Source organism: Bacillus sp. 01N45, assembly GCF_056399205.1.
Genome location: NZ_JBFTQW010000029.1, coordinates 1 through 10,018 on the forward strand (window position 1 = coordinate 1; position 10,018 = coordinate 10,018).

General features: G+C 32.9%; 8 protein-coding genes and 2 pseudogenes. 5 read left to right on the plus strand and 5 right to left on the minus strand.

Going from position 1 to position 10,018, the window contains the following annotated elements; translation table 11 throughout:
• A pseudogene (locus AC1DMU_RS29255) lies at positions 1 to 122 on the minus strand (acyl-ACP desaturase); the annotation flags it as partial.
• Between the two features lie 549 nt (positions 123 to 671).
• Between AC1DMU_RS29255 and AC1DMU_RS29260 the strand changes: the two are divergent.
• Positions 672 to 971: a hypothetical protein gene (locus AC1DMU_RS29260; protein WP_001191994.1), complete on the plus strand. Its 300-nt coding sequence runs from the start codon at positions 672 to 674 to the stop codon at positions 969 to 971.
• A 188-nt stretch (positions 972 to 1,159) separates the two neighbouring features.
• On the opposite strand, the gene AC1DMU_RS29265 is transcribed toward AC1DMU_RS29260, so the two are convergent.
• Positions 1,160 to 2,167: an MBL fold metallo-hydrolase gene (locus tag AC1DMU_RS29265; RefSeq protein ID WP_088063915.1), complete on the minus strand. Its 1,008-nt coding sequence runs from the start codon at positions 2,165 to 2,167 to the stop codon at positions 1,160 to 1,162.
• A 203-nt stretch (positions 2,168 to 2,370) separates the two neighbouring features.
• A complete protein-coding gene (locus tag AC1DMU_RS29270) occupies positions 2,371 to 2,589 on the minus strand; it encodes a hypothetical protein (RefSeq protein ID WP_000240392.1) in 219 nt (72 codons plus the stop codon).
• Between the two features lie 549 nt (positions 2,590 to 3,138).
• Here AC1DMU_RS29270 and AC1DMU_RS29275 point away from each other — a divergent pair.
• The 3 genes and pseudogenes from AC1DMU_RS29275 (at position 3,139) to rarD (ending at position 7,621) form a co-directional block, all read left to right on the plus strand.
• Positions 3,139 to 4,914 (plus strand): M60 family metallopeptidase, encoded by a 1,776-nt coding sequence (locus AC1DMU_RS29275; protein WP_088063916.1) that lies wholly within the window; start codon positions 3,139 to 3,141, stop codon positions 4,912 to 4,914.
• A 137-nt stretch (positions 4,915 to 5,051) separates the two neighbouring features.
• Positions 5,052 to 6,217, plus strand: a pseudogene (locus AC1DMU_RS29280) (IS4 family transposase); the annotation flags it as partial.
• A gap of 501 nt (positions 6,218 to 6,718) precedes the next feature.
• The gene (gene rarD / locus AC1DMU_RS29285; RefSeq protein WP_000773904.1) at positions 6,719 to 7,621 is read left to right on the plus strand and encodes an EamA family transporter RarD; all 903 of its coding nucleotides are present in this window, start codon (positions 6,719 to 6,721) and stop codon (positions 7,619 to 7,621) included.
• A gap of 86 nt (positions 7,622 to 7,707) precedes the next feature.
• Here rarD and AC1DMU_RS29290 read toward each other — a convergent pair whose 3' ends face one another.
• Complete coding sequence (locus AC1DMU_RS29290) at positions 7,708 to 7,860, minus strand: MFS transporter (protein WP_223270629.1); 153 nt, start codon at positions 7,858 to 7,860, stop codon at positions 7,708 to 7,710.
• Between the two features lie 150 nt (positions 7,861 to 8,010).
• Positions 8,011 to 9,237, minus strand: coding sequence for a phospholipase D-like domain-containing protein (locus tag AC1DMU_RS29295; RefSeq protein ID WP_088063917.1), 1,227 nt, complete (start codon positions 9,235 to 9,237; stop codon positions 8,011 to 8,013).
• A 211-nt stretch (positions 9,238 to 9,448) separates the two neighbouring features.
• Between AC1DMU_RS29295 and AC1DMU_RS29300 the strand changes: the two genes are divergently transcribed.
• Entirely contained in the window at positions 9,449 to 9,649 is a 201-nt protein-coding gene (locus AC1DMU_RS29300) for a DUF1657 domain-containing protein (RefSeq protein ID WP_000218931.1), read from the plus strand.
• The last annotated feature ends 369 nt before the right edge of the window (positions 9,650 to 10,018 follow it).

Below are 10,018 nucleotides of genomic sequence, written 5' to 3' on the forward strand. Positions count from 1 at the left end.
CCCTTATCCCATGGTAAAAACTCATGATAACCCCAGTCTATCTTCTGCGCTCTTATTTTATGTTGTTCATACAGTTCTTTTAAACGTGGTTCTAATCGGAAATCTAAATCATTTGTTAGCATATAAGTGCCCCCTTTTCTTACCATGAATATTCAGCTTATTTTTATCTCTAAAAATTTTCTACAAATAAATATTACTTTCCTTTTTTTAAATCAAACATAACAAACCTGTAACAAAACTCTTTAAGAGCGCTATATTTTCATAGGATTTTTTTATCAAAAGAGGGACCGTTACATCTATTTTCTTTTTTATAAAATAGATATTGAGGCAAACAATATGTTAGTTAGTCAAAATAAAAACTAACCTCAGTAAATACAGAATAACATTCATGGATAAAGATACTCGTCATGTTGTAAATTTTGGTGAGTGTAAAAAGGTGCATACCTATAAAGAATCGTTTTATAATAAAGATTGATAGTGTTTTATATACACTATCAATTTATTTAGACGTAAGATTATAATCCAATATATTAGATTAAGCGCTTGAAAAAAATATAGTTGATGAGATAGCCTTAAACGACAATTCCCAACAAACTTAATGCACATTGGCTATGATGAGTTAGACCAAATTTTGTGAAACAGTATACAAAAAAAGGGAAGAGGCGATAAACATGCAGTCAACGGAAGCGCATATGAAGGAAAAACAACGTAGAGAAAAAATAGAAATTATATTTAGTCACAGGGTAAAAGGGGAGAATTTTTTTCACGGTTCTTCCTATCAATGGAAAAACATTGTATATCAAAATTATAATAGGATACAACAAAAAGAGTTGGAAATTGAACAACTCATTTCGAAAATGGAAAAAGAAGGGATCCGTTTTACGCAGCACCGTTCACTCATACACTATCCCGTCATTGATTTCGTAAAATATATAGCTAAGATTTATAAGGAGCCCCTCGAAATAAAATAATCATATTTATAAAAGGTTTATTTCCGGGGATTTTTTTAACTTAAACCAGGGGTACCGCCCCATCGCTATCAAGCTAACAGAACAGATTGCCCCCTAAACGAAAATTTTGTGGCTTTTTTAGCGCGGAAGTTCATTATTATCGTTTTTTATGTTTCTTAACTTGATAGAGGTGTGGTGGATCCCTTTTTTTAGAAGTAAATACTTCTAAAACCTTGAAGTATTTGAAAATCAATTTTATCTGCTTTTGTCCTTTGAATGATAAAATCTAATCCATTTTTGGTATTGTCCGCATATTTAGGCATTGCTTCAAGAGTATCTGTCAACGGTTTGTTGAAATCGTCCCAATGTATTGGAATAACAAGCTTCGGTTGTACTTTTCGTACAGTTTGCTCGTAATACGTATTTTGGAAAGTACTTTCCTGCTTTCCTAATACCCCTATTCCTAAAAACAAGACATCAGCTCGAATATCATCTAATACCCCTTCTATATAGTTAGCACTTGGTTTAACAAGGAAAGTTTTATTATTATACATAATCAAGTAATCATATGAAGAGTCTTCATGATAATCTAGGGCTTTAGCTGGTTGTTTAAGTGGCTTTTTTATTTTTTCTCCTTCATCAAAGGTTGGTGAATGTTTTGATGGAAGGACAGTAACAGTAAAATCACCAAACTTCATAGCCTTATTTACTTCATATACAGACATCTGGTTCTTATTTATATCACCACCAATACCTATGTTAATTGCTGATTCTGAACCATATACATGTGTTCCAGTTCGTTTAGCTATATAAGCTAAATCAAACGCATGATCATAATGTGTATGTGCAATAAATAATCCCTTAAGTTTATTATTATCTGCCCCTATTTGATTAAAAACTTTATCCACAGTATCTTCATCTGTTTTTATATTGCTGAACAACATTTTTAGTAAGGATGGCCTAGAGATAAAACCATCAATCATTAATTGTGTATTTCCATCATCAAATAGTAAAGATGATGTTCCTAAAAATGTGACCTTTACCTCGCCCTGATTCAATACTTTTTGTGTTGTTTTTGGAGCATAATACGCCTTGTATTGTTGAATATCTGCTGAAGGTGTTAAAAACTTATAATAAACGAAAATAGAAGCGATTATTACTAGTACTAATAATCCTATAAAAAACACTCTTAATTTTTTTCTTAATGTGTATTTCAAAAAACATTCTCCTTTCTAGACAAAAGATATTATTATTTGACTGTGCTAAATCCTCCTACTTGAGGTTACCACAAAGTATCTATAAAATTAAAAAAACGCCATCCTTTCCTATGATTCTACAGAAAGAATAGCGTATTTGTTCTTTTTATGGATACATTTTTTTAGCTCGATGGCGATGTGGTGTTACCTCAAATATAATTATTTTATTTGAAGGTCTCTTTTAAATTTTTTTCAAATCTTTTCATAGGTTGATATACAAGGACGTGTAGTGATAAACCTATCACTGCAGTAATGTTTAAAATAATACTTATAATCATTAAAGACCATTCTATAACTGGAGAAAAGTATCCGTTCGTACTTAATGTGGAAGAACTTACACCTAGTATTAAAATCACTATTAGTAAAGGTAAGTTTTTAACCAATTTGAATCCCCCCTTTAAACACAATATCTTTATATTATTATATCACACACTAGGTTATGTAATTAATATAAGATAGTTATCTATGGGAATTTAACATATTTTTTTCGTTTTGGGGGTAACCTATTTTTTAGCTTGATAGCGATGAGGTAGCGCCACATGCCCATCAAGCTAATATTTTGCAGTACCCCCAAAATGAAATTTCTATCTATTGATAGTTATTTATGTAAGTTCGGCTCTTTTTGAAACAACTGATATCTCAATTTGATGATTATATGACGGTACCCCATATCTACCAACTTAAGAATACTAACTCTCTCTAAAAGTAAAAATCATTATTACTTTTAAACAAACTAGATTATTAGAATAGAAAACGTTTTTTCTTTACAGTTCATAGTCAAAATCAAATTATTCCTCCATTAAAAAGCCCTTAAAATAAATTTTTTCTCAATACCTATTTTTTGCTAAAAAATGTATATTTTATACAGATGATATCTTAATTCATCTAAAATATTTATTTAAAAAAACGGGAATGAGAAAGGATTGATTTATATGAATAAAAAAAAGAGCGGCAGGTTACAAAAGTCAATAAAGGTGTTTGCGACATCCGCTATTTTAGCAACCACGTTATTTGCACCTATTATGACAAACAATTTAGATGTACATGCTGAAACTGCACAAACTGCAACTCAATATGAACAAAGAGAGTTTGACTTGCCAGGTACAGGTAGTTTTTGGGATGAAGCAAAAAGAGAAAAAAGAGGTGAGCAAAAAAATTATATGCCAACTGGAATTTATATAAAACCTAACGAACAGGTTACTATTACAGTATCAGGAACGCAAAAGATTAGAGCCATTATTGGGACACATCAATATGATAAAGAATGGGGAAAAGAAATTGATCTTTCTCCTGGCTCTAATACCATCTCTTCTCCAAACGGCGGCGTATTAGGGTTTGATAATTATCAAGGTACAGGAACAGTTAAGGTGCAGGTAACACAAGGCGGTAGTCCTATTCCATTTTTTGAATTAGGGAAACACACGAAAGATGACTGGATTGCCATGATGAACAAATATCCAGATGCACATGCGGTACAATTGAAATCAGAACGAGCAGTACTAACTGTAACTCGTGATAGTGCCAATAAATATATTGTAAATCAAGATCCTGTTCCTCTATTAAATAAATATGATGAAATGATTCGGGCACAAGATCGGATATCGGGGTTATCTGAAACAGATCCTAATCCTTTACATCGTTCAACTCGTCGTATTTGGGCCTTTGTAGAAAACCCTAACGCACAAAGTTGGGGCATGTATGCAAGTTGGGATGGAGCCGTCTTTACGACTGCTGGTGAAGCAATCAAAAGTACTTTAAATGTCAATGAGTTTGGATGGGGACAAATGCATGAAGCGGGACATGCACGACAACAATATCCATGGACTTGGAATGATTTAAGAGGTATGGGTGAAGTAACTGTTAATCTATATTCTTTAGCTGCAGACAAGAAATTATATCCAAATAAACCAACACGTTTAGAATCAGAGGGAGATTATAATAGAGCCTTTGCTTATTTGAAACAAACGAATAAAGAATATAAAAATATAGACGACCTGTTTGTAAAACTTGTTATGCTTTGGCAGCTTCATTTGGCATATGGGGATGAGTTTTATCCAAACCTTCACAAATTATATCGTGAGATACCAGAAGATCAACTTCCAAAAACAGACGAAGATAAAATACAAGCATTTATTTACAATACATCAAAGGTAGCAAAACAAAACTTACTTCCATTTTTTGATCAGTGGGGATTAAAGGCGACCCAAGAAACGAGACAAAAAGTAGAAGCTTTAAATAACCCAACATTAATTGCACCTATATGGGAAGCAACGGATGCTAAACCTGTTAAACCACTTGCTGTATTGTCTAAAAAAATAATGAAGGCAAGTGCAAATAGTGAGGAATCAACGGGTTCAGCTAGTAAGGCGATAGATGGAAAAACAGATACATTTTGGCATTGTAGTTGGACACCAAATCAATATCCTTACAATTTGACACTAGAACTTGGCGATACACGTACCATTTCACAATTGGCATATCTTCCAAGGCAAGATGGGTCAGAAAATGGCCGTATTTTAACTTACAATATTTATACGAGTGTAGATGGCGTTAAGTATGACAAAATATCATCAGGAACATGGGAAAATAATAGTAATAAGAAACATGCAACATTTAATCCTGTTACTGCAAAATATGTAAAAGTAGAAGTAACAAATGGACAAAATGGATTTGCTTCAGCAGCTGAAGTAGATATTTTGGGATATTAATTATTTAAACAAATGGCTGAGGTTCTTCAATTGATTGAGAGACATAAAACATCGGTATCAAGCTAAAAAAGTGTATCCGTAAAGCAAAAAAAAATGCTATTCTTTTTGTAGAATCATAGAAAAGGATGGCGTTTTTTATGTCTGTTTCTGTGTCTGATGAATTACAACTATTTGCTCAAGAGATTCAAAGTTTTTTTATCTCCAAATACCTTACGGAATCTTGCTAGAGATGTTGGTTTCGTACAACGAACCAGTAAGTACCAAGCAAAAGATTTAATAGCTTTATGTGTATGGGTGAGCCAAAATGTAGCTATGACTTCTTTAACTCAATTATCTAGCTGTTTAGAAGCATCAACAGCAGTACTTATCAGTCCTGAGGGACTGAATCAACGATTTAATAAGGCGGCCGTCCAACTTTTACAACACCTACTAGCCGAACTATTAAACAAAAAATTGACCTCATCTATGCCCATTTCTTCACCATATACTTCTGTTTTCAAGCGTATTCGTATTTTAGATTCAACTGCATTTCAACTTCCAGATCCTTTTTCATCCGTTTATCCAGGTGCAGGAGGATGCAGTCATACAGCGGGAGTAAAGATTCAGCTTGAGTATGATTTATTAAGTGGACAGTTTCTTCATATTCATACAGGTCCAGGGAAACAACATGATCGAACCAACGGTTCCCTGTGTGTTCCAACTGTGACAGCGAATGATTTATGTATCCGAGATTTAGGGTATTTTCATTTGAAAGATCTTCAACACATACAAGATAAAAAGGCTTATTATCTCTCACGTATCAAATCGAATACACGTATTTATCAAAAAAATCCTAATCCTGATTATTTTCAAGATGGCAGAATCAAGAAAGGTACAGAGTATATCCAGATAGATGTGGAGGTTGTAATGAACTCTCTTCAACCAGGACAAACATGTGAAATATCCAACGCTTATGTAGGAATGACTGATAAAGTCCCAACTCGTGTGATTGTTCATCGACTAACAAAAGAACAACAACAAAAACGCCTACGAGATCAAGCTATTCGAGAGAAAAAGAAAGGCATGACATATTCTCCTCGTAGTAAACGGCTCAGTGGTATAAATGTGTATATGACAAACACCCCTATAGATATTGTCCCGATGGGGCACGTACATGATTGGTATTCTAATCTGTTCTTCTATCATGTTTCAAATGCGGCGATTACTTCTTATGAAAAAGAAACGAGAACTGAGTGAATATAAGGCCATATATATGATTAAAAACTATTTTCTTCTTCTATTCCAAACAATACAAAAAGACACCCATGCAAATCTTTAAATTCCCTACATGTATCCTCTAGAAAAAAAGAAATAACCTCTACTATAAGTGACGTTGTATGAGCTTAGCTTGATAGCGATGGGGTACCGCCAGCAACCTAAGAAAACAACATGCTAAGGAGTATACTAGATTTTATACAGTTTTTCTGCTAATCCAGTAACCCAAAAACCATACCAGGATAGGAATGTATAAAAAATGAATAGAGTTATCGAAAAAGAAAAAGTGGATTTCTTTTGAGAGTGTGGATTCGCTTTTTTCTTGCTACTAATAATAGGACATTATGTTAACCCCACATGTATACAATATGCATTTTTCTACTAAAAACATAAGATAATAAAACATTTTACTTTACCAATCATTGATGTTAAAATCGTGATTTGTAATAAAATGGATTACACCAGTACTTACCCTACTACCCTACTACTAATAGTTATTTAAAACAAACCAGGTAATTTAACACTTAAATATTTAGGAAGAAGGCTCAGAATGAAATTAAATAATGAAAAAGATGGCATTGTGTTTGCAGTACTTTCTTATATTATGTGGGGTATTACTCCAATTTACTGGAAGCTTATTCAACACGTATCTTCAGGAGAAATTCTAGCACAACGAGTCTTTTGGTCCTTTATTTTTATGCTTGTACTTTTATTTTTCATGAAGAAATGGTCTACATATGTTGAATTCATGAAAGAAATTGTTAAAAATCCAAAATTAGTTTGGTCACTTATTATTGCTTCTGTACTGATTAGTTCAAACTGGGGTATCTTTATGTGGGCAGTGCTTAATGGAAAAATATTAGAAGCAAGTCTTGGTCAATACATTAATCCTTTAACAAGTATGTTAATCGGTGTAATCGCATTAAAAGAAAAGTTAAGTGGTTCTCAAATTCTTGCATTTATATTAGCAGGCATTGGTGTATTAACACTAACGTTCCATTATGGTGTGATTCCTTGGATTTCTCTTAGTTTGGCGCTTACCTTTGGATTTTATGGTTTAGCCAAAAAAATGATTAAAACAGATTCAGTCATTGGATTAACACTTGAAACGATGGTAATTTCGCCTATTGCGTTAGTATATTTGACTTACTTGATGTTTCAATCTCAAATACAATTTTTCAATTCTGTTTCAACCAGTTTATTATTAATAGGGAGTGGCATAGTAACAGCTCTACCACTTTTATTATTTACAAAGAGTGCTAAAAAAGTTTCATTATCTATGCTTGGTATTCTCCAATATATTTCACCAACTCTGTCACTAATAGCCGGTGTTTTTCTTTATAACGAAACGTTAACAAAAGCTCATTTTATAGCTTTTACCTTTATTTGGTTAGCCCTTGTGATTTATACTTTTTCTTCCATAACAAAGTCAAGTAAAGAGAGTAAAAAATAAATGAGTTTAACTTATAAATAATGAACTACCTGTAACGAAAATTATGTAAATAAGCTGTCCATATGGGCAGCTTATTGTATTTTTGCTTAGCGTTTTTTTGATGCATGTTGAATTGATGGTATTTTTGTACCAAGTACAAGTATGAATGCAACAAGTGCTAATCCTGAACATAGAAGAAATAGATAATAGAATGAAAATGATTTTATTACCCAAAGATCTAATACTGGTCCTAAAGCCATGCCATTGCTTCTCCACGAAGAGATCGTGGAATACATCAATCACAGCCTTTTCTATCGAACTTGTAGCAACTGCCCAGCTGATTCCATGGAAAATATGTAAAATCACTAAGCATATAGCCCCTGTTATCCAAGTATACAAATACATTGTCTTTACAAATAATACTCAAACATTTTTGCAACCTTTTCTTTTATTTTTTCTTTTATAGATAATTGGTTGACGTCAGAGGATGTTACTTGCTTTGAATTTTGTAAGTCTGCATTAATCACTGGTTTTATTCTCGAAATATAGATAGGGTCATGAATATAACAGTTCATTTCTTCATTTAAATGAAACGAGCGTGAATCAAAATTCACGGTCCCAACCATCAATACTTTTTCATCAATCAAAAATACTTTACCGTGTAACACCCCATTTTTGTAACCATATACTTCCATCCCCTGTTTTAATGCTTTTCGGATATATGGATATGCTGCTTCTTTAACTAATAGTGCATCCGAATGAGGTGAGAATAGAATTTTGACACGGACTCCCCTCTTTCTTGCATCTACTAATGCGTTCCAAATAGTTCTGTCTTTTGGTATAAAATAAGGTGTTAATATAATAATGGATTCTTTTGCTTGTTGAAACAGCATTTTATAATCGTGCCCAAGTTTTTCTCCACTATAATATGCAGTAAATCGTTGCGAGGTTGCTCCCTTTTCCTTTACCGCATTGTGTATCGGAATCGGTTTCTCTGAGTTTCTCTTCCAGTCTAATACAAATTGTTGTTCTAAATCTTGAACTCCTTCTCCTCGTATTTGAAGATGATAATCTCTCCAATAACCAAGTTTTTCTTTTTCCCCCAAATACTTCTTCCCGATGTTGAATCCACCAATGTAACCAACCTTTCCATCAATAACTGAAATACGACGATGATTCCGATGATCCAAAGAAGAAAAAAGATAAGGGAAAGCAGGTTTATTGTAATATGTAAAATGAACTCCTTTTTTAACTAATAATTCTCTTTCCTTTTTCTTTAGTAAAATTCCACCTAACCTGTCCAAAGCATAGTATACTTCTACACCTTCTTGACTTTTTTTCCGCAATAACTCTAGAAACTGATGGCTTACTTTATCATCAGCAATAGAAAAAAAGTTAACATGCACGTAATGCTTTGCTTTCTCTATATCTGAGAATAGTTGATTGTTTAACTGTTTCCCATCTGTATACAAAGTAATATCACTTTGACGCATAGGGTATTGACTAGAATTCTGGCTAAATACCTCATTTTTTTCGGCTATCGTTCTGTCAATTTCACCCCAAACAAACAGAACTAAACATCCACCGATAAATAAAAAGAGGAATACTCGGAAAATTCTTCCTATCTTTTTCAGCATATTTAATCTCCTTTATATATTATCGTTTTATTTCTGTTAGTTTTTGTTATTGGGACAAAACTATTCCATGCATCTATTAGCTAAAAAAATCCTTCTTTGAATGATTAACTATAAAATTTCTCATTCGCATAACCCTAAAATTGGAATTCGTACGACGATAACAAAATAGGCACTCTATATTTTGAAGTACATTTACAAGGAGGAATACTACATGACAGTAAGTACTAAACTTAAACAAACTATCGCTGGATTAAAGAGTGCTCAAGCATGCCTAGAAGGATTTGTTCTTGATACTGATAACAAGCAAGCAAAACAATTATATAAAGGTGCAGCACAACAAGCTCAAGAAATTATTGAATCTTTAAATCCTCGTCTTCAACAAATTGAACATGAAGAGCCTCAGTACAAGTAATAACATAATACCTTTCACATAGAATATCGTCCCATGGAAGAGTGCCCAGCTTAAATAACGATTATCATAATGCTAATTACGATTAAAGGGTCTCACCATATTGCCATCAATTTAAGAATTCAAAATTACCCCAAAACGAAAAAATTGGCATCCTCAGGTGAAAATGTACATTTTTTTGTTTTTGGGGTACTTCAAAATGTTGGGTTGATGGGCATTTGATACTATTTTTTATTATGCATCTCTAAATTTTAGAGAATGTTTACAGCTGTAATTTTGCAGGTTGAAATAGCAAACCTAACGATTGTAGTTGGATTTATAGGTAAAGTACCTAGAACTATACCAAGACCTGTTTGTTCCACGTTAAAATCT

Excerpts from the sequence above, each read along its gene's own strand:
- AC1DMU_RS29290 (WP_223270629.1), bottom strand. The coding sequence starts at position 7,860 with ATGGCTTTAGGACCAGTATTAGATCTTTGGGTAATAAAATCATTTTCA.
- AC1DMU_RS29275 (WP_088063916.1), top strand. The coding sequence starts at position 3,139 with ATGAATAAAAAAAAGAGCGGCAGGTTACAAAAGTCAATAAAGGTGTTT.
- AC1DMU_RS29295 (WP_088063917.1), bottom strand. The coding sequence starts at position 9,237 with ATGCTGAAAAAGATAGGAAGAATTTTCCGAGTATTCCTCTTTTTATTT.
- AC1DMU_RS29260 (WP_001191994.1), top strand. The coding sequence starts at position 672 with ATGCAGTCAACGGAAGCGCATATGAAGGAAAAACAACGTAGAGAAAAA.
- rarD (WP_000773904.1), top strand. The coding sequence starts at position 6,719 with ATGAAATTAAATAATGAAAAAGATGGCATTGTGTTTGCAGTACTTTCT.
- AC1DMU_RS29300 (WP_000218931.1), top strand. The coding sequence starts at position 9,449 with ATGACAGTAAGTACTAAACTTAAACAAACTATCGCTGGATTAAAGAGT.